At 40.2% G+C, this 24,325-nt stretch carries 23 protein-coding genes, 3 tRNA genes and 1 pseudogene; 17 read left to right on the forward strand and 10 right to left on the reverse strand.

All coding sequences use genetic code 11. The annotated features are described in order from the left end of the window. Positions 1 to 107 precede the first annotated feature (107 nt). The gene (locus ACKI4H_RS06430) at positions 108 to 1,289 is read right to left on the reverse strand and encodes a trypsin-like peptidase domain-containing protein (protein WP_407304594.1); all 1,182 of its coding nucleotides are present in this window, start codon (positions 1,287 to 1,289) and stop codon (positions 108 to 110) included. A 170-nt stretch (positions 1,290 to 1,459) separates the two neighbouring features. Here ACKI4H_RS06430 and ACKI4H_RS06435 point away from each other — a divergent pair, with 170 nt between their 5' ends. From ACKI4H_RS06435 to ACKI4H_RS06465, 7 genes are all read left to right on the forward strand, one after another. Then, positions 1,460 to 2,218: a Nif3-like dinuclear metal center hexameric protein gene (locus tag ACKI4H_RS06435; protein WP_407304595.1), complete on the forward strand. Its 759-nt coding sequence runs from the start codon at positions 1,460 to 1,462 to the stop codon at positions 2,216 to 2,218. Positions 2,219 to 2,371: 153 nt separating this feature from the next. Next, positions 2,372 to 2,998, forward strand: coding sequence for a superoxide dismutase (locus ACKI4H_RS06440; RefSeq protein WP_407304597.1), 627 nt, complete (start codon positions 2,372 to 2,374; stop codon positions 2,996 to 2,998). Between the two features lie 157 nt (positions 2,999 to 3,155). After that, positions 3,156 to 3,231 (forward strand) — tRNA-Asn (locus tag ACKI4H_RS06445). A 5-nt stretch (positions 3,232 to 3,236) separates the two neighbouring features. Then, a tRNA-Asn gene (locus tag ACKI4H_RS06450) sits at positions 3,237 to 3,312 on the forward strand. A 225-nt stretch (positions 3,313 to 3,537) separates the two neighbouring features. Continuing rightward, complete coding sequence (locus ACKI4H_RS06455) at positions 3,538 to 3,819, forward strand: hypothetical protein (RefSeq protein WP_407304598.1); 282 nt, start codon at positions 3,538 to 3,540, stop codon at positions 3,817 to 3,819. A gap of 103 nt (positions 3,820 to 3,922) precedes the next feature. Further along, a tRNA-Asn gene (locus ACKI4H_RS06460) sits at positions 3,923 to 3,998 on the forward strand. Between the two features lie 56 nt (positions 3,999 to 4,054). Continuing rightward, complete coding sequence (locus ACKI4H_RS06465) at positions 4,055 to 4,498, forward strand: DUF2726 domain-containing protein (RefSeq protein WP_407304600.1); 444 nt, start codon at positions 4,055 to 4,057, stop codon at positions 4,496 to 4,498. 312 nt (positions 4,499 to 4,810) lie between these two features. On the opposite strand, the gene ubiA is transcribed toward ACKI4H_RS06465, so the two are convergent. The 4 genes from ubiA to glnA all read right to left on the reverse strand — a co-directional run bounded on the left by ubiA (position 4,811) and on the right by glnA (position 8,115). Then, positions 4,811 to 5,689 (reverse strand): 4-hydroxybenzoate octaprenyltransferase, encoded by an 879-nt coding sequence (ubiA, locus tag ACKI4H_RS06470; protein WP_407304601.1) that lies wholly within the window; start codon positions 5,687 to 5,689, stop codon positions 4,811 to 4,813. Positions 5,690 to 5,721: 32 nt separating this feature from the next. After that, entirely contained in the window at positions 5,722 to 6,222 is a 501-nt protein-coding gene (locus ACKI4H_RS06475; protein WP_407304602.1) for a chorismate--pyruvate lyase family protein, read from the reverse strand. Positions 6,223 to 6,335: 113 nt separating this feature from the next. Beyond that, positions 6,336 to 6,611, reverse strand: a complete 276-nt coding sequence (locus ACKI4H_RS06480) for a hypothetical protein (protein ID WP_407304604.1) — start codon at positions 6,609 to 6,611, stop codon at positions 6,336 to 6,338. 88 nt (positions 6,612 to 6,699) lie between these two features. Beyond that, complete coding sequence (gene glnA, locus ACKI4H_RS06485) at positions 6,700 to 8,115, reverse strand: type I glutamate--ammonia ligase (RefSeq protein WP_407304606.1); 1,416 nt, start codon at positions 8,113 to 8,115, stop codon at positions 6,700 to 6,702. Positions 8,116 to 9,079: 964 nt separating this feature from the next. On the opposite strand from glnA, the gene ACKI4H_RS06490 reads away from it, so the two are divergent. The 6 genes from ACKI4H_RS06490 (at position 9,080) to ACKI4H_RS06515 (ending at position 13,348) form a co-directional block, all read left to right on the forward strand. Further along, the gene (locus ACKI4H_RS06490) at positions 9,080 to 9,664 is read left to right on the forward strand and encodes an aminodeoxychorismate/anthranilate synthase component II (RefSeq protein WP_131316230.1); all 585 of its coding nucleotides are present in this window, start codon (positions 9,080 to 9,082) and stop codon (positions 9,662 to 9,664) included. Between the two features lie 8 nt (positions 9,665 to 9,672). Beyond that, positions 9,673 to 10,719 (forward strand): anthranilate phosphoribosyltransferase, encoded by a 1,047-nt coding sequence (gene trpD / locus ACKI4H_RS06495; protein ID WP_407304609.1) that lies wholly within the window; start codon positions 9,673 to 9,675, stop codon positions 10,717 to 10,719. Positions 10,720 to 10,740: 21 nt separating this feature from the next. Then, positions 10,741 to 11,547: an indole-3-glycerol phosphate synthase TrpC gene (trpC, locus tag ACKI4H_RS06500; protein ID WP_407304611.1), complete on the forward strand. Its 807-nt coding sequence runs from the start codon at positions 10,741 to 10,743 to the stop codon at positions 11,545 to 11,547. Positions 11,548 to 11,562: 15 nt separating this feature from the next. Next, positions 11,563 to 12,249, forward strand: coding sequence for a Smr/MutS family protein (locus ACKI4H_RS06505; RefSeq protein WP_407304613.1), 687 nt, complete (start codon positions 11,563 to 11,565; stop codon positions 12,247 to 12,249). Positions 12,250 to 12,343: 94 nt separating this feature from the next. Further along, a complete protein-coding gene (folE, locus tag ACKI4H_RS06510) occupies positions 12,344 to 12,892 on the forward strand; it encodes a GTP cyclohydrolase I FolE (protein WP_284067738.1) in 549 nt (182 codons plus the stop codon). Between the two features lie 96 nt (positions 12,893 to 12,988). Then, positions 12,989 to 13,348, forward strand: coding sequence for a cupin domain-containing protein (locus ACKI4H_RS06515; protein WP_407304615.1), 360 nt, complete (start codon positions 12,989 to 12,991; stop codon positions 13,346 to 13,348). 77 nt (positions 13,349 to 13,425) lie between these two features. Here the strand turns inward: ACKI4H_RS06515 and ACKI4H_RS06520 are convergent, their stop codons facing one another. The 5 genes from ACKI4H_RS06520 to hemE form a co-directional block, all read right to left on the reverse strand. Continuing rightward, a complete protein-coding gene (locus tag ACKI4H_RS06520) occupies positions 13,426 to 14,787 on the reverse strand; it encodes a diguanylate cyclase (protein ID WP_407304617.1) in 1,362 nt (453 codons plus the stop codon). A gap of 136 nt (positions 14,788 to 14,923) precedes the next feature. Continuing rightward, positions 14,924 to 16,810: a DUF4105 domain-containing protein gene (locus tag ACKI4H_RS06525; RefSeq protein WP_407304619.1), complete on the reverse strand. Its 1,887-nt coding sequence runs from the start codon at positions 16,808 to 16,810 to the stop codon at positions 14,924 to 14,926. 76 nt (positions 16,811 to 16,886) lie between these two features. Beyond that, positions 16,887 to 17,357, reverse strand: coding sequence for a DUF3015 family protein (locus ACKI4H_RS06530; protein ID WP_407304620.1), 471 nt, complete (start codon positions 17,355 to 17,357; stop codon positions 16,887 to 16,889). Between the two features lie 143 nt (positions 17,358 to 17,500). After that, positions 17,501 to 18,301, reverse strand: a complete 801-nt coding sequence (locus ACKI4H_RS06535) for a DUF817 family protein (protein ID WP_407304629.1) — start codon at positions 18,299 to 18,301, stop codon at positions 17,501 to 17,503. Positions 18,302 to 18,339: 38 nt separating this feature from the next. Next, positions 18,340 to 19,410, reverse strand: a complete 1,071-nt coding sequence (hemE, locus tag ACKI4H_RS06540; protein WP_407304623.1) for a uroporphyrinogen decarboxylase — start codon at positions 19,408 to 19,410, stop codon at positions 18,340 to 18,342. A gap of 203 nt (positions 19,411 to 19,613) precedes the next feature. On the opposite strand from hemE, the gene ACKI4H_RS06545 reads away from it, so the two are divergent. The 4 genes and pseudogenes from ACKI4H_RS06545 to ACKI4H_RS06560 all read left to right on the forward strand — a co-directional run. Next, positions 19,614 to 20,840, forward strand: a complete 1,227-nt coding sequence (locus tag ACKI4H_RS06545) for a L,D-transpeptidase family protein (RefSeq protein WP_407304624.1) — start codon at positions 19,614 to 19,616, stop codon at positions 20,838 to 20,840. A gap of 231 nt (positions 20,841 to 21,071) precedes the next feature. Next, positions 21,072 to 21,770: a pirin family protein gene (locus ACKI4H_RS06550; RefSeq protein WP_407304626.1), complete on the forward strand. Its 699-nt coding sequence runs from the start codon at positions 21,072 to 21,074 to the stop codon at positions 21,768 to 21,770. A 346-nt stretch (positions 21,771 to 22,116) separates the two neighbouring features. Beyond that, the gene (locus tag ACKI4H_RS06555; RefSeq protein ID WP_407304628.1) at positions 22,117 to 23,094 is read left to right on the forward strand and encodes a methyltransferase; all 978 of its coding nucleotides are present in this window, start codon (positions 22,117 to 22,119) and stop codon (positions 23,092 to 23,094) included. A gap of 252 nt (positions 23,095 to 23,346) precedes the next feature. After that, a pseudogene (locus ACKI4H_RS06560) lies at positions 23,347 to 23,577 on the forward strand (transposase); the annotation flags it as partial. Positions 23,578 to 24,325: the final 748 nt, after the last annotated feature.

Consider the following 24,325-nt stretch of genomic DNA (forward strand, 5'->3'; position numbering starts at 1 on the left):
TAAAGCATTCACCATGAAATAGTGAGCAAGCAATAAAAGAAAAAGCGCATCGAAATGCACTTTTTATCTATTTACCTAATTGAATATAGATGAACCTAAAGGTCGTTTTATTGCTGAGGTAAAGGAATATATTGTGAATTGCTATTCTGCGCTTTACGCTCAGCCACCACTACATTCAGGGTTAAGGGTTTCTCATCTCGCACCACTTCAACTTTAATGGTGCTATTTGGAGCTTGCAAGGCTACATAATTAATCAAGTGTGAAGCAGAATTAATCGGCTCTCCATTGACTTGAATAATCTTGTCGCCTTTTCGAATTCCCGCTTTGGCTGCCGGACCATGAGGAAGTACGTCTGCAACGACAACACCTGTTTGCTTAGGTTCAAGAATATTCTCCTGTTGCACTGGCATAAGGCTAATCCCTAACCAGCCACGAACCACGCGACCATCTTTCAAAATTGAATTCAGGATTTGCTGACACACTTTCGCAGGAATGGCAAAACCAATACCCAATGAACCACCAGATTGAGAGAAAATAGCGGTGTTTACACCAATCAAATTACCCGCCACATCAATTAACGCGCCACCTGAATTACCAGGGTTAATGGCCGCATCTGTTTGAATAAAGTCCTCATAGGTATTGATGCCCAAATCCGATCGATTGATAGCAGAAATAATTCCTTGAGTAACTGTTTGTCCTACACCAAAGGGATTACCAATAGCAAGAACGACATCGCCTACTTCATTACCACTCAGTTTAAACGGTAAAACAGGAAGCTTGTCGAGTTCAATCTTAATTACGGCAAGATCTGAATCAGGATCTGTTCCAATAATTTTTGCTACAGCGCGACGCCCATCATTTAACCCAACCACAATTTGATCAGCCTGCGCAACCACATGATTATTGGTCAAGATATACCCATCAGAACGCACAATCACCCCTGATCCCAAACTATTTTCATTTTGTTCCTGGCCAAATTGCTCGGGTACTTGATCACCAAAAAATTCACGGAAGGCAGGATCATTTAACAAAGGATGTTCAGTTTTATTCACTTTCTGCGTGGTAAAAATATTCACCACTGCAGGAGCAGCAACTTTAACCGCAGCATTGTAAGACTCAATACCGCCTGTTCGTGTCGTACTAACTAAAGGCTCTACTTTTTCTACCGGCATTTTTACGCCATCAGCCGCAACAGGTGCTTTAGGCTGCTGGTATTGTTGCCATGCAAGAAAACCGAGCGTGACCAGAATGAGTAAAACCCAAGGTAACCATATGAATGTGCGACGCACGTTAATTTCCTCTAAAAATATTTTAATTCGTTGATGACTAAGTAATTTATGCTTCATTGTAAAATGAAATACAGTAGGAAACACAAAATAGTGCAAGAGTTTTGTGATGCTTTAGTTACAATTCAAAATATGTTTTGATGATATTAAATATTTAGGCTTTTGAGAAATTTATGGCAAAGCTCAATGAGATTGTTCAGTGGTGCAACCACACCTTAAAATCACACGAATTTAAAGACTATGCCCCAAATGGTCTGCAAATTGAAGGCAAACCCGATGTAAATAAAATCTTGTGTGCAGTGACTGCATCACAAGATGCAATTGAAGTAGCAATTGAACAAGGTGCCGACTTGCTGTTGGTTCACCACGGCTACTTCTGGAAAGGTGAACCCTACCCGATTACCGGTATGCGCGGCAAGCGCATAAAAAACTTGATTCAACATGATATTTCATTGGTTGGTTATCACTTGCCTTTAGATAGTCACCCGACTTTAGGTAATAATGCGGCGATTGCGGATATTCTAGCTTTAGAAAGTATTGAAGCTTTAGATCCAGGCGAACGTCACCCGATTGGTAATATCGGTTATTTAAAACAGCCCGTATCCGCTGAAGAATTTAAGCTGTATGTATCGCAGCGTTTAGATTTTAATGCTATTCATCTTCCTGCTGATAAAACATCCATCCAAAAAATCGGTTTCTGTACGGGTGGTGCACAAGATTTTATCAGCAAAGCAGCTGAACAAAATTGTGATGCCTACATTTCTGGTGAAGTCAGTGAGCGCACCTATTATGAAGCCAAAGAATTGAATGTGCATTATTACGCATGCGGACATCATGCAACCGAGCGTTATGGCGTACAACGCCTTGCAAAAGCTATTTCGGAACAGTTCGATATTGAGTATAGTTACTTCGAATTAAACAATCCGATTTAATTTAAATTTAAAGGTTTGACATTTTCCTTATACGTATAAATTCAGGCTTTATTCTGTATTGTTATTTATAAGCAATGCGCAATTTAGGCAAAGAATCCATTACAATAAGGCCACTTAATGTCAAAACCCAGCAAAACGCAAGGAATTGAAAACATGACAACGATTACTTTACCGGCACTTCCATACGGTTACGAAGATCTTGCTCCACACATCAGCAAAGAAACTTTAGAATACCATCACGACAAACATCACAACACTTACGTTGTAAACTTGAATAACCTGATCAAAGGTACTGACCTTGAAGGTAAAACTTTAGAAGAAATCATTAAAGCTGTTGCTGGTGATGTTTCTAAAGCGGGTGTTTTCAATAATGCTGCTCAAGTTTGGAATCATACATTCTACTGGAACTGTATGACTAAAAACGGTGGTGGCAAAGCGACTGGTGCTTTGGCTGCTAAAATTGATGAAGCTTTCGGTTCTTACGAAAAATTTGCTGAAGAATTTGCTGCTGCTGCAACAACTCAATTCGGTTCAGGCTGGGCTTGGTTGGTTGCTGACGAAGTAAATGGCAACTTATCTATTCTTAAAACTTCAAATGCTGATACTCCACTTGCTCACGGCAAAGTTGCAGTGTTGACTATTGACGTTTGGGAACATGCTTATTATATCGACTACCGTAATGCACGTCCTGCTTACATCAAAACTTTCCTAGAAAGCTTGGTAAACTGGGATTACGCAAATGCTAAATATGCTGGCCAAGAAGCTGGCGTTGAAAAATAAAATTTGAAATAAATTTTATTTACGCATAAAAAACCACCCATAAAGGGTGGTTTTTTTATTTTTAGCGAATATCTGCATAATTATAAGGCAAATGATTCATTTGTTTATATTTACGTGTTGACGGCTTGGCTTTTCATCCCTAAAATGCGCATCAGATTCTCCAATAGCTCAGTCGGTAGAGCGACGGACTGTTAATCCGCAGGTCCCTGGTTCGAGCCCAGGTTGGAGAGCCATCTATTCTTCCATAGCTCAGTTGGTAGAGCGACGGACTGTTAATCCGCAGGTCCCTGGTTCGAGCCCAGGTGGAAGAGCCAAATTCTAAAAAGCCCACTCATCATGTAGTGGGCTTTTTTTTATTTGCCAAATTTTTATTTGTTTTTTATAACATCTCTTTTTTTAATCTCTAATTTTAAATCACCTCGTCCTTATTTAAATCGTAGATTATTCCCTTATCTATTGTTCGCTTATTAAAATTTAGCTATGTTCAGGCTGATAAAAATATTTTAATAAAGCTTATAAACGCAACCTGGTTAAAATCTATGATTTTATGGATTATTTTGCTTATTGTTATGTTCGCAGTCTTTCAATGCAGTCAAAATTCTAAAAACAAAAAGCAGGCGTCAGCGCTCATGTATGAACGCCTATTTGATTGCACCCGCAACTTAACCCAAAAGAATCCAACTGTTTTAAAACACATTCAACAACAGCTTAAACCTGAGCTCCCCCAAGCCGGGCTGATGAAATTAATCAACGAATGCCGTAAAGCACAGCCCCTAAAAAGTAAAGAAAATTATATAAATTTAATAAAATCACTTAAATAATCAGCAATAAGCTTATTTTTAAAACATTCAATTCACTTTAACGGTTTTTTTAAACATAAGCGCTTGACCCCTTCAGCTTAGATACATAGAATGCGTATCAGATTCTCCAATAGCTCAGTCGGTAGAGCGACGGACTGTTAATCCGCAGGTCCCTGGTTCGAGCCCAGGTTGGAGAGCCAAATTCTAAAAACCCACTCTACTTGAGTGGGTTTTTTCTTATCTGCAGATGCCTATCGTGTTTAACTCCAGTTCATCTACCTTTCTTATTATTGGTATTATTGCCAGTCTTGCATTGATCATCCTGTGTGCTCAGCAATATTTTAAAACCAAAAAAAAGTTTTATCCCAAACGTGTCATTACGCCGTATGAATGCAGAATGTACATTCGCTTAAAAGAAGCTTTTCCGCAATACCATGTCTTGGCACAAGTGGCCTTTAGCGCGTTAATTACCAGCCATAACCTTAAAATTCGCAACCTGTTCAATCGCAAAGTGACTGACTTCGTTTTACTCAACGAATCGCTGCAAGTTTTGGTGATTATTGAGTTAGATGACCCAACGCATTTATACAAAGTTGAAGAAGATAAATTTCGCGACCATATGCTGCATGAAGCGGGTTATCGGGTACTACGCTATACCGAAATTCCAAATGTCAGACAACTGCATAAAGATATTCTTTAACCACCCTGTAGAAAACCTATTTTTCTACAGAGTCAGGCTACCAAAGCTAGCCTAATCAACACAAAAATAATCACTAGCCAGAATAAAATCAAATACAAGCTAAGAAAATTTAATACCTTCAAAATACAGCTCACTATAGTAGCTATGAACGTAATAATTTGCACAAAGCGGTATTATTCAAATCTTATGCACACTTTTTTATTTTGCGTCATTTCATCTCTACAACATTTTAATTAAGCATAAAAAAAGCATCTACTAAATATAATTGAGTAGATGCTTTTTATAACACTCAACTTTCAGACCGGTTCACAATTAAAGCAATGCAATAAAGATCCCGACAAAAATAATCAGCCCCACCCAACGGTTATGCCGAAATGCCCAAAAGCAGAGTTGCGGATTTCTATCTCGGGTTTTTGTCCACTGATAGATAAAGTCAGCTACAACCACAAGCAAAGCCATCAATCCAAAAGGAAGGAGTAAATTCTCGCGGTATAAGGCTGTACCCATCAGCAACATACTTGCTGCCTGTAATAGCAAAATGATTTCAATGTCATATTTTCCGAATAAAATCGCCGTTGATTTAACCCCAATTTTTATATCATATTCACGGTCGGTAATGGCATATTGCGTATCGTATGCCACTGTCCAAGCCAAATTACCAAAATATAAAAGCCAACAGGTCAAATCAGGTGTTTGTCCCACTGCGGTATAAGCCATTGGAATAGACCATGAAAATGCAGCACCTAAAAAAACCTGAGGCAAGTTAGTATAGCGCTTCATGAAGGGATATATAAATGCTAAAAACAATGCCCCAAATGACCAGTAAAAGCTTTCTACCGGCAAAAAGAACAACAGGCAGGCACTTGCAGCAACCAGAATCAAAAACACCCAGATGGCTTCTATTGGCTTAATCACACCTGTCGCTAAAGGTCGATCTTTGGTTCTGGCAACCGCCCCATCTACTTTACGGTCTGCAAAGTCATTTATAGCACAGCCCGCTGCACGCATAAAAACCACACCCAAGATCATCAGCAACAGTATTTTTAAGTCGGGGATGCCCTTGGCTGCAATCCACAATGCCCACATGGTTGGCCAAAATACCAACTCTGTGCCAATCGGCTTATCAAAACGGCATAAATAGTAATACGCTGCTAAACGCTCAGGCCATGTAGTTTGTTGCGCAGTGTCCATGACTGTCCTTAACCAAGTTTCTGTTAAATATTTTATTGTGAAATATTTTGCTGAATAAATTGTTCAAATGCAGGTAAAAAAGTCTCTTGAACAATAAATTTACAGCCATGCCAAGTATAGCAACTTTGCCGTGTCCAGCCATCTTCAAGCAGAATCACACGACGCTCGCAATCTGGATTGGTTCGTTGAAACAAGAACCAGCCAATCGGCTTTTTACCAATATGCTGAAAGATACGTGCACGGGATTGCAGACTTAAAATCGGAAAGATACTTTTCGCTTTGACCCAAGGCTGCGCTTCACAGCCATATAAATAGCTTTCACGCACCCATGAGGTATGCTGATGCGGCATATTCATCCACTGGCTGTCTGCAAAACTTAAACGTAAAAAATGCTCTTGGATGGGCTGTACTTTGAATTCTCCATCCGCTAAATCTGTCAGTTGCTGCGTGAGTGAACCTGATGCATACAGCCATTCACGTAATTCAGCAGGAATCTGTTTATCCTGTCGTTTACATGCTCGCTTGTTTTGCATAAGTCCCCTACTCGTTTAAGTTGATCAATTTTAATCTCATACATACATCATGTTAGCAATAACCGAGTTAACTCAGCCATCACCCTTTCCCCATCATATCCCATCAAATGCGATTAACAGTTATCTGTTTTGGCAATCACTTCAAATTTGCCCTGCGGGGTCTTGATGAGAATCATCCCTTCAGCACTTAAATAGAAACTTTTAGGATAATCAAAGTCTAGAGCGAGTTCTGGGTTTTTTAGCGCCACAAATTCTGCCTGCTTATAGCCTTCCACAGTGCGACCGACCTCAACATAAGTTACTTCAGAAAAATTCATTTTAAAGCCTTTGTCATGATCTTTAGGATCAATCCATGGATAAAAGCTGGTGTGTTTTTTACGTTGCGCCATAATATTTACAATAAGAAGTTTCAAAAACAATGATACAAAAAAACCCGCGGCATGCGCGGGTTTTTTAAAGCTTAAATTCAGATCAGAATTATAGGCTGTAGTACATGTCAAACTCAACTGGGTGAGTTGTCGTATTAAGACGACGTACTTCTTCAGTTTTAAGTTCGATATATGCATCAAGCATTTCTTGAGTGAATACGCCACCTTTTAACAAGTAGTCGTGATCCGCTTCAAGCGCTTCAAGCGCCATTTCTAGGCTATGAGCAACTGTTGGGATTTTCGCTTCTTCTTCAGGAGGAAGGTCATACAAGTTCTTGTCAGCAGCTTCACCTGGGTGGATCTTGTTTTGAATACCGTCAAGACCAGCCATCAACAATGCTGCAAAACCTAAGTACGGGTTCATCATTGGATCTGGGAAACGTGCTTCAATACGCTTGCCTTTCGGGCTAGATACGTAAGGAATACGGATAGAAGCAGAACGGTTACGTGCTGAATAAGCAAGCATAATCGGTGCTTCAAAATGTGGAACCAAACGCTTGTACGAGTTTGTAGAAGGGTTTGTGATTGCATTCAATGAACGCGCATGCTTGATGACACCACCAATGAAGTAAAGTGCCATTTCTGACAAGCCTGCATATTCATCACCAGCAAACAAGTTCTTACCATCTTTAGAGATAGACATGTGAACGTGCATACCAGAACCATTATCACCAACCATTGGTTTAGGCATAAAGGTTGCAGTTTTTGCATATTGATGTGCAACGTTCCAAACAGCATATTTAAACTGTTGAACTTCGTCCGCTTTACGAACCATGGTATTGAAGCTCACACCAATTTCTAACTGGCAAGATGCAACTTCGTGGTGATGTACTTCTACACGACCAGGACCCATGATGTCTTCGATTTTCGCACACATTTCTGCACGCATATCATGTGAAGAATCCACAGGAGGAACTGGGAAGTAACCGCCTTTCACACGTGGACGGTGACCAGAGTTACCACCTTCGTAATCTTTGTTTGTAGACCAGGCAGCTTCTTCAGCGATTAATGTATGGCGCGCGCCAGACATATCGATTTCCCATTTTACTTCGTCAAATACGAAGAATTCTGGTTCTGGACCAAAGAATGCAGTATCACCAATACCAGTAGATTTTAAGTATTCTTCTGCACGGCGAGCAATTGAACGTGGGTCACGGTCGTAACCTTGGCCAGTTGATGGTTCGATCACGTCACAAGTGACAACAACCGTTGCTTCAGCAAAGAACGGGTCAAGGAAGCATGTTGCAGCATCTGGACGTAAAATCATGTCAGATGCTTCGATGCCTTTCCAACCGGCGATTGAAGAACCATCAAACATTTTACCGTCTTCAAATGTATCTTCGTCAATCGTATCTGCTGGGTAAGTTACATGTTGCTCTTTACCCTTAGTATCAGTAAAGCGAAAATCGACCCATTTTGCGCCACTTTCTTGGATGAGTTGAAGGACCTTGTTCGCCATGCTCATTGTGCTCCGATGATTTTTTGTTGCACCTGCTAAGTGCGTGTTAGTAGTTGGCAGTTATTAAGCAAATCTCATACCAACTTTAAAAAATAAAGATAAAATATTGAATTCTTTATCAGAATAGAAGATTTAGATACTTTAGTTTGAGACTATTATACTGTGTGTAAATGTAAATGCACCATATTCAAACACTCTTCATTACTTTTGCTTAAAAAGCCACTTTCATTGTATCAAAATGGTGCGAATTTATTTTTATTAAATAGTAAATGATCTTTTTTTCTCATTATTTGGCTTAATAATCATCACCTTCGATTAAAATAAATACTTAAAAATAAATTTTCAACCATGTTGATGATTTTCTTGCTTAATATATCCTCTATTGAACCTTAAACCCTCTTGTAAAGTTAAATTTAAAATCCCGTTATCTCATTATTTTTTCATGATTTTTTAATTTATAGGGCTTAACTCGCAGATTTTTTCAGCAATTGAATAAAAAATGCTGTGCGCCATTTTGGTGAGCAAATCCAGATACCATTTTGTTCTATTTATGGCCCTTTATTAAGTTCAACTTCAACTAATTAAATTTTTATACAAATTATACTTACTTAAAGTAAGTCTATTACAAATACTTATTTTTTATTTTTTTATTCATAACTTTTAAATCTAAATAAAACCTTCATATTATTCACAATAGCTTTAAATAGTTGAAATAAACAACGATGAATTTGATTCAAGATAAAATGTAAATAAATCAGCTTATTCTCATCCTGTGATTCCTATAAAATCATTATCATAGAAATAGTTCAGCAGAAAATGCTTATTTTTTGCTATGATTATTCGCACTCCATTTCTGACTTGTTTTGATTAGTCTTATTTATATCAGACTAAACATTAAAAACAGCACTCATGCGAGTATTCCCGGACTATTCGAGCACACTTAAGTGCATAAATTTCAATAGGTTAGCTCATGCTTTTAATGATCGACAACTATGACTCTTTTACCTATAACATCGTCCAATATTTTGGTGAGTTAAATCAAGAGGTAAAAGTAGTCCGTAATGATGCCGTGACATTGGAAGATATCGAGCGATGGCAACCCAAGTATTTGGTGATTGGCCCTGGCCCGTGTTCACCAAGTGAAGCAGGAATTTCAATTCCCGCGATTCAGCACTTTGCCGGCAAAATTCCATTGCTTGGCGTGTGTTTAGGTCATCAAGCCATTGGCCAGGCTTTTGGTGGGAATATTATTCGCGCAAAGAATGTCATGCACGGTCGTTTATCCGATATGTATCACAGCAACCAAGGCATTTTCAGCGATCTACCCTCTCCATTTTCGGCAACGCGATACCATTCACTGGTGATTGATCAGGCGACCGTACCCGATTGTTTGGAAGTCACCTGCTGGACCAATGAAGCCGATGGCAGCATGGAAGAAATCATGGGTGTAAAACATAAGACATTGGCCGTCGAAGGTGTGCAGTTCCACCCTGAATCAATTTTGAGCCAGCATGGTCATCAAATCTTCCAGAACTTTTTAGAAATTTATGCATAGTGAACACAATGAATATTCAACAAGCTTTAAATAATATTACCAAACAGGTTCACCTGACTCAGCCGCAAATGGAAGATGTGATGCGCAGCATCATGTCCGGTGAAGCAACCGATGCGCAAATTGGTGCGCTGATGATGGGCTTACGCTTAAAAGGCGAAAGCATTGACGAAATTACTGCCGCTGCACGGGTGATGCGTGAATTTGCGATTAAAATTGATGTCAGCGATATTCCCCATCTGGTTGATATCGTCGGTACCGGCGGTGACGGTCAAAACCTGTTTAATGTCTCTACGGCATCAAGTTTTGTAATTGCTGCTGCCGGTGCAACCATTGCCAAGCACGGTAACCGTGGTGTGTCTTCAAAATCAGGTTCATCTGACTTGCTGGAAAAAGCCGGCATTAACCTGAACCTGAATATGCAGCAAACTGAACGTTGTATTCGTGAAATGGGTGTGGGTTTCCTGTTTGCACCGAATCATCACAAGGCCATGAAATATGCAATCGGTCCACGTCGTGAATTGGGTATTCGCAGTATTTTCAACTTGCTTGGCCCATTAACTAACCCGGCTGGAGTACAGCGTTTTGTACTGGGTGTATTCTCGAATGAACTGTGCCACCCGATTGCCGAAGTGATGAAACAACTCGGCGCTGAACATGTGATGGTAGTGCATTCTAAAGATGGTCTGGATGAAATCAGTCTGGCATCTTCCACCTATGTCGCTGAACTGAAAAATGGTGAAATCACGGAATGGATGATTAACCCTGAAGATGTCGACATTGAATCACAGACTTTAACCGGTTTGATTGTTGAAGATTCAACTGAAAGCCTGGCTTTAATCAAAGATGCTTTGGGCAAGAAAAAATCTGCTAAAGGTGAAAAAGCGGCCAACATGATTGCACTCAATGCAGGTGCAGGCATTTATGTATCAGGCTTGACCACAAGCTATAAACAAGGGGTAGCACTGGCACATGACATTATTTACGGTGGACAAGCTTTAGAAAAAATGAGCGTTTTATCTGAATTCACCAAAACCCTCAAAGAATACGAAGCTTAAGGCTATAAAGGAAATATTGTCATGCTCGATATCGCAAATACGATTTTAGGTAAAATTGTTGACCGTAAACAAGTAGAATTTGCTGCGCGTTTAAAACAACATAGCTTAAAGGATGTTGAAGAACTCGCGCAGGCAGCCACACCTGTACGTGGCTTTGCTCAAAGCCTGTTAAGCAAACGTCCGGGAGTGATTGCTGAAATTAAAAAAGCATCTCCTTCTAAAGGCGTGATTCGTGAAAATTTTAATCCAGCTGAAATTGCACAGCAATATGAGCAAGCGGGTGCCGCCTGTTTATCGGTACTAACCGATGTAGACTTTTTCCAGGGTGCGGACGAAAATATCGCCATTGCCCGTTCACACTGCGCCCTTCCTGCGCTGCGTAAGGATTTCTTGATTGATCCTTATGGTGTAATTGAAGCACGTGCCCTGCATGCAGACTGTATTCTTCTGATTGCGGCTTGTCTGTCGGACCAGCAACTGGAAGAAATGTCTAAAACTGCTTTTGAACACAATTTGGATGTACTGGTTGAAGTTCATGATGAACATGAGCTTGAACGTGCACTTCGACTTTCAGAGCGTTGCCTGTTAGGCGTGAATAACCGTAATTTAAAAACCTTTGATGTCGATTTAAACACATCACTGCGCTTGAAAAAGTTGCTTGAGCCTTCACGTTTACTGGTGACTGAAAGTGGTATTGCCACCCCCAATGATGTCCACATGATGCAAGAGCATGACATTCATGCCTTCCTTGTGGGTGAAAGTTTTATGAAACAGCCTCGTCCCGATCATGCATTCACTGCATTATTTGGTCAGCCTGAAACTGTTTAATGAATAATTAAGATTATGAGTAAACATGATTCTTCGCTTTCTAAAGGTCAGTTCGACTTACTGAAAGCCTTTAAAAAGCAAATCACCAATCCACATTCGACTGCCATTGCCAAACAGCCTGAGCCTAAAACTCAGATCGAGCAAGAGCCAGAAGATGATGTCGATCTATTCCAGAAATCCATGCAAGGTGTCAAAAAAATGGACACCAGCAATATTGCAAAGATTGAAAAGGACAAGAAGAAAAAAATTGATGCGCAAACTCTAGCAAAACGTGCAGCAGCCACTGGCCCCATGCAAACAGATCATGCAGAGCTTTCAGATACACAAGCCATGCTGAATCCTGTTGCCAGTCAAGCAACATTAAGCTACCGCATCGACACCCTGCAGCACAAAGTGTTTGAAGATTTAAAAGCCGGTAACCTGCGCTGGTTTGAAGCGGTAGATCTGCATGGTTGTACGGTTGAAGATGCGCGAGCTGCAGTGTTACAGATCATTCAGATGGCAAAAGATGAAAATCAAAATGTCATTAAGATTGTGCACGGCAAAGGGCCTGAAGCCATCTTAAAAACCTATGTAAATGGCTGGCTGCGTCAACACCGTGATGTTTTAGCCTTTGTCAGTGCGCCTGAAAAACAAGGCGGCACTGGCGCCGTTCTGGTTTTACTCAAACGTGCAGAGAAGAACCCAAAATTTAAACAGTAAGCAGAATTTTTCCCCAAAACACGGCATTGTAGCGGTTTTCTGCTACAATGCCGTCCTTGTTCGATATCAGTGTAAGTGAACACGTCTTATGTCTATGCAGCAATCCTACACCAACATTCTGACTGCCGTTGGTGAAGATCTTAATCGTCCTGGTCTAAAAGATACGCCAATGCGTGCTGCTAAAGCTTTTTCGTATTTAACGTCTGGATATAGCAAAACTTTAGAAGAAGTGACCAATAATGCGGTCTTCCCTTCTGACAACCGTGAAATGGTTTTAGTCAAGAATATTGAATTTTATTCTTTATGTGAACATCATTTACTGCCTTTCTACGGTCGTGTGCATATTGCTTACTTACCCGAAGGCAATGTTTTAGGTTTATCAAAATTTGCCCGCATTACTGAAATGTTTGCACGTCGTTTGCAAATTCAGGAAAACCTGACTCAGCAAATTGCTGAAGCTGTGGCTGAAGTGACTAAAGCACGTGGTGTTGCCGTAATGATTGATTCTGCACATATGTGTATGATGATGCGCGGTGTCGGCAAGCAGGAATCAACCACACGTACGGTTTCTTTTGTTGGAGATTTTAAAACCAATAAAGAAGAACGTCGTGAGTTTTTGAGTGCTTTACCAGAAAATTACTAAGTTTGAAAGATTCAAAAAAGCCCCGACGAACCGGGGCTTTTTTATTTATACTTTAACTTCTCTCACTTATACAACTTTTAATTTTAAGGCTAAGTCATGTCATCTATTTGGTTAGCAGGCCACGGTTTGACTCAGAGTGAAACAACAATTGACTATCCTCGTCCTGATCGTCTGGTTGTAGGCAACCCGAAACGCCTGACCGAAAGTTTATATGAGCATCCCAATATGAACTGTGGTATCTGGACTTGTGAAGTGGGTGCATGGAATATTGAATTTTCTGCCAACAAACAGGAATTCTTTCAGCTAATTGAAGGCCGGATACGCTTGCATGATGCCCATACGCAAAGTTTTGTTGAAATCAAAGCGGGTGAAGCGGGCATTATTCCAGCTGGCTTCACGGGAAAATTTGAAGTCGTTGAAGCTGTTCGGAAATATTTTGTCGTAGTGGAAGCCTAAAAGTTGTTTTTACCTGTAGATTATACCGAGTACTTTGCTCGTTCTGTGCCCAATAAAATAATATTCCATGCTCAACTCTATTTGCCTAAATAAACATTATTACGCCCATTATTTTTTGCGGCATACAGCGCTGAATCTGCAGCATCCAAGAAACGTTTATAATCTGGATGACCGTCGTAAAGTGAACACCCTATACTGACGGTAAAATTAAAACTATTTCCTGCTATCGTGCGAATTGGGGTTTCTTGCACACGTTTGCGAATAGTTTCAGCAATTTCCTGAGCACGGGTCAAATCGCTATCCACTAAAAGCAGAAGAAACTCTTCCCCACCCACCCGAAATGCATAATCACTTCCTTTCACCGATTCAACCAGTACTTCACCCATAAACTGTAATGCCAAATCACCTGCGGCATGTCCATGTTTATCATTAATTCGCTTAAAGTGATCAGCATCAATTGCGAGCAACGATAATGGTGCATTATTTTTTCGAGAAAAACTGATCTCACGGGAAATAATGGTATTTAAATAGCGTCGATTGAGCAGCTGGGTTAAGGAATCATTCCCGGATTCGATATATTCAGAAACCTGAAACAGCTGATCAACCAAATGCTGAATTTCTCTATTCTTTTCACGAATACACTGAATCAATTGAATGGTTTTATCTTTTTCTGTACATACTAAAACCTGTTGATTCAGCTGATCAACTTCATGAATCCGCCCAATAATGACATCGACCTGTTCTGAACCAGCAAATGCGTAAGCTGCTTTATGAATGAACCAGAGACCAAATTCTGATTTGGAAAGTACTAAATGATTAAAGCCGGTGTTGTCCGAAAAAACTTTAAACATCAGTTCATTTTCCCAGTCCAGTAATGAGCCACGTTGCTTATCTTTTTGTACTGCTACATCCTGCATCGCAGAGAACAGTCGATAACTATGCTTAATATCGTTATTCTTTTCTAAATTGGCTTCATAAGAACGGCACATGATTTCAGTTGAAAAGCCCATGATTCGGACAATGTAACTGCAGATGGTGATCATATGGTGTTGTGGGTTTTGAGCCACAAGTTCAAATACTTTACGTTCAATCTCACATACGCCGCGCATGATTAACCAAGATGGAATGCCTACACGCGCATGCACCTGTCCAACCATGTGCTGTTTTTTTACAGCTTCGCTATAGCGTTTATTAATTCCGACACTAAAACTCTCAAGAAGCCATGCATTAAGAGTGTTGAGTAAACGTTGTTGAATCAACTCATCTGAGAAAAATTCTGCAGACTCTTTTTCAACCAGCATTTTTTTATAAAATTCTTCAACCAAAATCAGCGAGTGATCTTGTATAAATTTAAAAGCCTGTAGCAACTCATCTGATGAATAATTTTGACATATATGTTCCCATTGCTCAGCCAGCATGGCCATACATTCATTATTCATACAATTGATTCCAGGCGTTTTTTAAAGAGGGAGATAATTAGTTTATTAATATAACAAATTTTCGCAAAAATTACTCTGTGATCTATTTTAGGTCTTATCATAAATAATGAGATAACTAACAGAAAATACTATAATTTTAAAAAAAGGTTATATACCCTAAGCTTGCTTTATTCCAGTCTTTTCCATGCTGGTGTTGATATTCCCAGCCCAGCCGAATCGCATTTTGCTGGTTCAATACATATTGCCATTCAGTATTTAATTTTAATTGCCACTGATGTGAATCTTCCCAATACGGCAATTCTACCTGAATTAAAGAATTAACTTTATCTGACCAAATATTCTGACAGCCTAGGGTTGGTCCCATAGCCACGCGCCAACCTTCATCCAATGCCTTGCCGGCTTGAATATGATTTTGCAGCTGTGCATAACATAAATGCTCACGTGCCTGATCAGCATAGCTATAGCCCATTTGTACTTTTAAATTGGCCACTCCATGCTGTTCATGTTCACTAAACTTGCCCCCCTGCTCTAACGCTTCTTGCTGCCAGCCCAAATTAAATCCCCAAGACAAAGGTATTTTAAAGGGTGAAACAGGATTGTAGGAATTGACTGTCATCAAATCAAATTGTTCAATTTTCAGCTCATCTTCACGGTACTGTATTGCAGTATTGAAAAATAACAGCTGTGTGCCGGTACGAAAACCGCTCTGGGGATCTATCAAGTCATGATAGGCCTGCCTGTGTCCAAACTCGATAAATTTTTCACCCTGCATTTCCCCCGCCTGAATTGAAATATGACGCGCGTTATGACTCTGGGTCGGATCCGTTTTTGGACGCACCGGTGATTTACGCTGCTTTTCTATATCAAGTTGGCTTCTTAAACCCAGTAACTGGCGGAAACGAGACTGGGCAAAAGACTTATCGACTTTTTGTCTCAAAAAATCCAGATATAAATGGTCATAGGCCATCTCCAGAATTTTAGCCTGATCCTGCACCGAAAACTTCTGTAGCGTTAAAGACTGTGTATTTGTATTTGCGTATGCCACTTGATGGGCAGTTTTCGCCAAAGTTGTGCCGTGCTGTCTAGCTTGTGCCAATAATTGTGTTTCCAGCGCAGGTCGATAAATTTTTTCCTTGATCAGACCTTGCTGTTCGACAACTTTCAGGGTTTCTATGGGAATAGCAGCTGAATTGAACTGTTGTTGAAGATTCAGCTCGGAACGTGCCAGGTCAAAAAGCCCAAGCAAGCGGTAAGCACAGTTGTCGTTGATAAAATAATACGGGAAACTGACCTTCTGCATTTCCCATAGATGCTGAACCAGAAACTGAGTTTCTTCCGGGTTTAAATTCAGCTCATATTCCCATAAATCACGACTTTCAAAGTCGCCATATTCTTTGACCTTACGATAATAAGGCATCAGGGAATATTCACCTGGGTATTGTCCGGTCAGGCCTTTCCAGGCAAAAGACCAGTTGTCATTACTGTTTACTGTGGCCGCATAATTTACCGCATAGGAAATCAGGTTTAGCTGCTGCTGATCTTTCGGATCCAAACGTAATAAAGTATGACCAAACATCGAGCTAGGATTACCCATGAAATCTGTGGCATAAATTAAGGTAGCTTTATAAGGTTTGACCTGACCTATCCATTGTTCAAATTCGGGACAGCTCACTGCCGGTAATTGCTGTTCGGACAGGTTCAGTTGCTGCATCAGCCAGTGGCTGCGTGCCGGAAATTTACAGCGTATCGACTGATTGGGTTCTGCTGCCGCAAATAACGCCTGTATATTTTGCTGCATTTCCTTTTTAAGATCGGTTGATCCCTGCTCGGCCAGGAAATAGCCTGCATAATTAACCTCGCTTTTACCCTGTGCATTCGCATACATGAGGCGTTGCCAGGTCTGGGTCTGATTCAGCTGTTTGGTCTCAGCCAGATCGAGGTAACTTTGGATTTCCAGTTTTATTTCGGCTGCATGACTTAAATGAACCCAGGTAAGACCAAGTAGTAAAAAGGCATATTTCATTCAGTAATCTTATTCTCTTTAATTCTTGTATTCATAAGAAAACCCTGCCAAGGTGACAGGGTTTTTATTCAGCGGCTTAGATGTAGGATCTTAATACATCATCCTTTGCCATAACCGTTTGTAGAGAGGTTAATACTTGAAGCGTATCCTGATTTTTATCAGAATAAATTTCAGAAAAATTCTGCTTGGATACCGCAAAAAAACGGGCTTTATCTTCAGCTTTAATATTGAGCAATTCAGCTAGCACATTCAGGCTTTCGCCCTCACCTACCGCCATATCACGTGCGAGAGTTTCGGAATTTTCATTGGTGAAAGTAACCACTTGAGCGGTAACTTTTCCGCCTTGACTACATCCTAAAGTACCGAAAGTAATCCCGATCCATTGGTTAGTGAAAAGAACGTTGGTTGTTCCTGCCAGAAGTTTAGGAATGATGCCGGACTGACCTTCCCATATCTGACTACCAAAACCACAGCCGACATCATTATCGGCCATAGCCATACCTGAACCTGTGACCAGTACAGCAGCCAGCATTATTTTTTTTAACATGCTTATTCTCCACTTATTCTCATGCAATTTTGTTATTACTCTAGTCATGTAATTTAAATTACACCCTTAGCAGATTAGCGGGAAGTCAAGTGTGGTGCAATGGATAAAATGTATGCTTTCGCTAAAGATAAATACTTGCTGTTCTAATGATCTTTAAGCGTCCAGGTGCCTTCGGGATTACGCGTACCTAAAATTTTCAGCACCAGCACCAGACTGAGCATTAACAGTAAATACCATGAACCTAGCTTACCCCAACCGACCATATGCCAGGCATTGACCTGACTTGGATAAAGCCAGATTTTATAAAAGGTACTGATATTTTCTGCAACCCAGATAATAAACGCCAAAATCATGAGCACGGGTAACATGGGAAGCTGGATTTGATACCGTTGCAGCTGAAAACGAATTTTTGTTTTCCAGAAAATGATGACGCTCCAGGCGAAGAGAAAAAAGCGAATATCTGGCACAAAAAATTTACTCATAAAATTAACATATGAGAGTACAGCCAAAGCGATCATATTGGGAAAACTTGGGAGCTTCTTGAACGACACCTGATATAGCCTTAAGGAACGAGCAAAAAAACTGCCCACGGCGGAATACATAAATCCAGCAAATAAAGGTACGGTCAATATTTTGAATATTGCAGGTTGTGGGTATTGCCATGAAGCGATTTGCGGATGCGTCAGAAAAATTTCCATGACCATCGCCATGATATGAAACAAGGCAATGACTTTGGCTTCTGACCATGATTCCAGCTTTAAATACAGCAAGCAAACTTGAATAATTAAGGCATAAAACAACAAATAGTCATAACGAAAAAAGCCGTAAAACTCTTGGCTTCCCATAAATGCTGTAAGGGCGAAAGCAATCAGTAGTAAAATCCCAAATAAGGCAGCCGAAGCTGCCTTAAATAAGAACTCAAAACATGATTTAATCGGAATGATCAAAGTTAAATCCTAAAAATTATTTTATTTACATATACTTAAAGATATTTGGCGCTATATTCATGCACAGTATCAATAAATACTTTAGGATTTGCAGGATCAACCCATTGGGTAATACCATGACCGAGGTTGGCGATATAACCAGTTTTTTCACCACCTGCATACGCATCGTCAAGCATCGCTTTGGTTGCTTTTTCAATAGACGCTGGCGTGCCATATAGAGTGGCTGGATCCAGATTGCCTTGCAAAGCAGCGCGCCCATCGACCGTTTGACGCGCCACATTTAATGGTGTGGTCCAATCCAGACCCAAGGCATCTGCGCCGGTTGCCAGCATTGGTTCGATCCACTGCCCGCCGCCTTTGGTAAATAAAATCACTGGTACTTTACGACCTTCATTTTCACGTTTTAAGCCTGCAACAATTTTCTGCATATAGTTCAATGAAAATTCAATATATTGACGGTGTCCAAGTGCACCACCCCAACTGTCAAAAATTTGTACGGCTTGTGCCCCAGCATCAATTTGTGCATTTAGATAATCAATCACCGCAATGGCCAATCGATCAAGCAAGGCATGCAACACATCAGGTTGGGCATACATCATATGTTTGGTATAACGGAAATCTTTACTCGATCCGCCTTCAATCATATACGTTGCAAGCGTCCACGGACTGCCTGAGAAACCAATCAATGGAACTTGACCTCCCAAAGCTGAACGAATGGTAGTTACAGCATTCATCACATAATCTAGATCAGATTTGGCATTGAAGTTGGGTAAATTCGCGACATCTTGTTCAGTACGAATGGTTTTATGGAACTTTGGACCTTCACCCGCTTCAAAATAAAGCCCCAACCCCAAAGCATCCGGCACCGTTAAAATATCTGAAAACAGAATCGCTGCGTCCAAGTTATAACGGCGCAAAGGTTGTAAGGTTACTTCGCATGCAAAATCATTATTTTTGCACAAGGAAAGAAAATCACCTGCTTTAGCACGTGTTTCGCGATATTCAGGCAAATAACGCCCGGCTTGACGCATCATCCAAACTGGTGTGCTATCTACTGGCTCACGCAATAAGGCACGTAGAAAACGATCGTTTTTTAGAGTCGTCATTTACTTTCCCATCTCATTTTTAATCTTCGAACCATCATAACAAAAAGCCAGAAAATTTAGTAACTTCTCTCGTACCTAAAACTCAATCATGGGAAATGTAAAATAATTTTTACACAAAACAACTACTGCATCTCCTCATTTTTTCTGCAATACTTATATGGTTTTATCAAATTGTTAATGAATAATTTTTAAGGTTGAATTCCATGTTCGTTCGCACATTACTCGCTATAAGTTTAAGTTGCATTTTTGCGGGTACCGCGTTTGCCGCATCTACTGCTGAACAGCCTTTAAATCCCAAAAAGATTGCTGACACTGCGGTTCAGGATCCGATTGATCCACTGGCGGCATCAAGCGCTCAAAGCACCGAAACCCATATTACACAACAAGAACAGCAAGACTTGATTAAGGCTTCAAAAACCTTAGAAGATCTTGGAAATACTGAAGATGATAATGCTGAGATCGGTGTTTCACCGACAACAAAAACATCAAGTACGACAAGCAATGCCAGCGTTTCGCCAACCAAAGCATCCTGGACTTTGGATGGCCTGAACAACGCTGAGTGGTATGAAAATATTGGCAAAGGTCAGTTTCCTGTCTATGCACGCGCCCATGTCATGTTAAATAACGCCCATGCTTCACCGGGTGCAATTGATGGGACAAGTGGTAAAAATACCTTGAAAGCAATTGCATCGTTCCAGCAAATCAGCGGTATTAAACCTACAGGCACTTTGACTCAGGAAACATGGAATGCTTTAGTGGCTAAACAAGGTTCTAAACCTGCCTTTATTGAGTACACCATTACCGATGCTGACCTGCAAGGTCCTTATGCTACGTCTATTCCACACGACTATGCGTTACAAGCAAAAATGAAAGGCTTGTATTACACCCGTGTCACTGAAATGTTAAGTGAAAAATTCCATATGGATGAAGACTTTTTGAAAAAGTTAAATCCGAAAGCAACTTTCAAAAAAGCCGGTGAGAAAATTATTGTCGCCAATATCCGTAACGAAGTTCCTGAAGATATTCATTTAATTGTTGCGCATAAAGGTGCCAAACAACTGTACTTATTTAACAGCCGCAATCAAATGATTGGTTCATTCCCAGCGACCATCGGTAGTTCAGATACTCCATCTCCAACAGGTACTTATAAAGTTACCGGTGTAGCACCAAATCCTTGGTATAGCTATTCACCAAGCAATTTTGTCCAAGGCAAAAATACCAAACCGCTTTCCCTACCACCAGGTCCAAATGGCCCTGTTGGAAACATCTGGATTGGCTTAAGTAAAAAATCATTTGGTATTCACGGTACGCCGAACCCATCTGCAATTTCTAAAACTGCATCGCATGGTTGTATCCGTTTAACCAACTGGGATGCGAATGACTTAGGTAAAAAAGTGAAGCCTGGTGTAACCGTTAAATTCTTAGAATAATCAGAATACTTATCATCAAAAGCCTGCATTTATGTGGGCTTTTTTTACAAAAAACAAAATGCCATTTATCTTTGAATTATCCATAATGAGATTAATTCTAAATCTTAGAAAATATTCACAATAAAAAATTAACGTTGCATAAATAGAATGTTATGTCGCTTATATCCTATTTTTATCCATTTTATAGCACGCTATTATCAGACTAATTTTAAATAATAAGGAGCATCAAAAATGAATGCTTTTTTACATCATGCTGAAAACCGAGGTCATGTTCAGGCGGGCTGGTTAGATACCAAACACAGTTTTTCTTTTGGTAGCTGGTATAACCCCAAATATATGGGGGTAAGCGTACTTCGCGTCATTAATGATGACACCATTGCCGCACATCATGGCTTTGGTATTCATCCCCATGAAAATATGGAAATCTTGACCTGCGTACTTGATGGCACAATTTCACATAAAGACAGCATAGGTAATGAACGTCATATTACTGCGGGTGACTGGCAACTCATGAGTGCAGGTACAGGAGTTCAACATAGTGAAATGAACAATGGCGATACTCCAGTGCATATGTTGCAAATTTGGATTCACCCGGATGTGCAAGATGCAGAACCCAATTATCAACAAATTCAGTGTAATCCACATGAACAACCAAACCAATGGCACTTAATTGCCGGACCTAGTGATAATGCACCAATGCATATTCGCCAACAAGCTGAAGTAAAAACTGCCGTTTTAACCAAAGATCAACTGCTTGCTGTGGAAGCGACCCAGCAAGTCAATTATGTGCATGTCATTTCAGGGGCAATCCAGATTGAAGATCAGATTATGAAAGCTGGCGATGCACTACTTTTTGCTGAAAATAATCAAATTAAAGCTTTAGAAGACAGTCAATTCATCTGGTTCGATTTACCGCAGGCGAAAAATTAACACGGCATGGTGATAAATCCCTACTTGAGATGATTATTGCCCAATAGTCATCTCGACATTAATTAAGCAAATATAAAAAATACTGGAACTGTTTACTCGCGCTGAAATTATCGTGATCTCTTTTTGCTTCTCTTGCTACAAAAAATATAAATTAAACCAATAGCATTATATTTTTACCAAAATAAACTGCCTTTTAAGAGAGTATTAATCTTATTTATTTTATTAAATCATCAAATGGAAATTTGCTTTCTTTAATGAATAAGTGTTGGTTTGGTTATTGCTTTGTAATGGGTTAAATAACCTCTATATTGCTTAATTGTTTTAATCATCAGAAGAGAAAATCCGTATGAACCAAATTTTGGATGTTAAGACTACACAACAGCAAGCCTTGCTTTTTTTATTGGATTATTTAAAACAAAAAGATTATCACTTTACGACGATAACGCCTCTTTCCCATCAGCGTATTCTTAACCGGAATAAGAACATAAAAGGTCAGGATCTAACTCTTCGGAATATCTTCGGCTGGAATTTAGCATTTGCAGAAACGGATCTGGAACCCAGCCTTTTTGCAATTTTAAAAGAAAATCAGCTCATTCTTTTTCAAGATGGTCAGTGGTTCAGTCATGTACGAGTATCTTCTCTAGAGGACCAATTATTTATTCATTCCAGTTTCCCTACCATTCAGCAAGATGCGGTTTTTTTTGGACCAGATACTTATCGCTTTGTTTATCATTTAAAACAGTATTTAGCCAAGAAGTCTCAGCCATTCAAACGAGGCTTGGAATTGTGCTGTGGTACTTCTGCTGCTGCGATAAGTATGGCTAAATATTTTCCTGATTTTAATGAAATTACCGTGGCGGATCTTAATCCTAAAGCATTGTCGTATAGCCAAATCAATGCGGAGTTTGCAAGTTTAAGTAATATCTATCCAGTTTACAGCAATTTATTTGCAAATATTGAAGGACAGTTTGACCTTATTATTGCCAATCCCCCCTACTTAATAGATCCAGATCAGCGTCAATATCGTCACGGTGGTAATGAGCTGGATGGCAACGAATTGTCATTCAATATTGTAAAAGAAGGGATGCAACGTCTTAATCCCAAGGGGTGTTTATTTTTATATACCGGTGTCGCAATTAGACCAAATGGCAATCCAGTTTTAGAACACTTAAAAAAGTTGATTACACCGTATTCAAATATAAACTGGTCTTATGAAGAAATTGATCCCGATGTTTTTGGCGAAGAATTAGACGAGCCAGCTTATCAACATATAGAAAGGATTGCTTTGGTTTTGGTGAAATTGGAATTAAATAAACAAGGTTAAAACTTTATAAAAACTTTCAAAGGCGTTTAGCTAAAGTCGAAACCCATAGAAAGAACAAAGCGACTACTATTCAGTTAGTAGCCGCTTTTCCATCTATTTTGTCTTATGATGAATGGGAAGCTATTGCTGTACCACATCAACAACAATTAGTTGACAATACTAGGGCGTGTCCTCATTTAATGTATATATTTCATTCTCCTCATCCATTCAATTAAAATATCTTGGCTTCCTTCTAAAATTAAGTTCTTTAATATGTCACGCAGAGTCATAACTGATGAAATTTGGGTACAAATCCAAAATACCATGCAATTTTATGACTGCTACCGTTCACGTAATAGTAAAAATATTATGGAAGCCATTTTATGGAAACTTCGAACAGGGGCACCTTGGCGCGATATTCCTGAGGATCTTTGTCCATGGCAAACAGCCTACAACCGTTTCAATCGTTGGGCGAGTAAAGGGCTATGGGAGAATTTTTTTTTCATGCCCGCCTCGAATTGTTGGGTTAACGCGAATGTGCCTCTGTGGACAAACGCCTGTATATCCACAGGAGCAAATGTGCAGAACGGCTGTTTTTCGGACACCGAACGGATCTGTACGCATTCCGTGCACGCCGGATACAACGCTTGTTCAGCACATCCAACATCACGTAAACCGTTGACCCTGTGGAGAAAAATGGTCTTATCCACAGTTTGGAGGGGCGTTTACTACTACTACCAGTTTTGTATACATCTCTTGTTATTAAATAGATGAAGTATGCGAAGTTCAAAACCTGGGATGCGAACCCCCGTGGTGTTGCCGAAGCTTGTGGCTGGTTGCTGGTGGATTGTTTAGCAGAAGAAAGAAGAGGCAGCAGCCGCTAGCCGTTCGTCACGTCCAGGCTGAACAGCTGAACGACGGCGCGGGACGCAGCTGCTTGCCACGCTGCTTGCCACGCTGCTTGTGTTGAAAGCAACTGACGGCTGTACAAGACCGGGACCGTTTGCATCGCCGCACACTGCCCCGCCTGTGGACAAACCCCTGTATATCCACAGGAGCGGATGTGCAGAAACACGTTTACTGAAGACAACTCGTTTTTTCTCCAACATCCGTGCAGGCCCGATACAATCCTTGTCCCGCCGGTTCGGCAGCACGTAAACTGCTGATCCTGTGGAGTAAACGCTTGTTATCCACAGAAAAGTCGTCGTTTACTACTACTACCAGCTTTATATATACATTTATTACTGTAAAC

It is taken from the genome of Acinetobacter sp. (assembly GCF_045628685.1).
In the GTDB taxonomy this organism is placed as follows: domain Bacteria; phylum Pseudomonadota; class Gammaproteobacteria; order Pseudomonadales; family Moraxellaceae; genus Acinetobacter.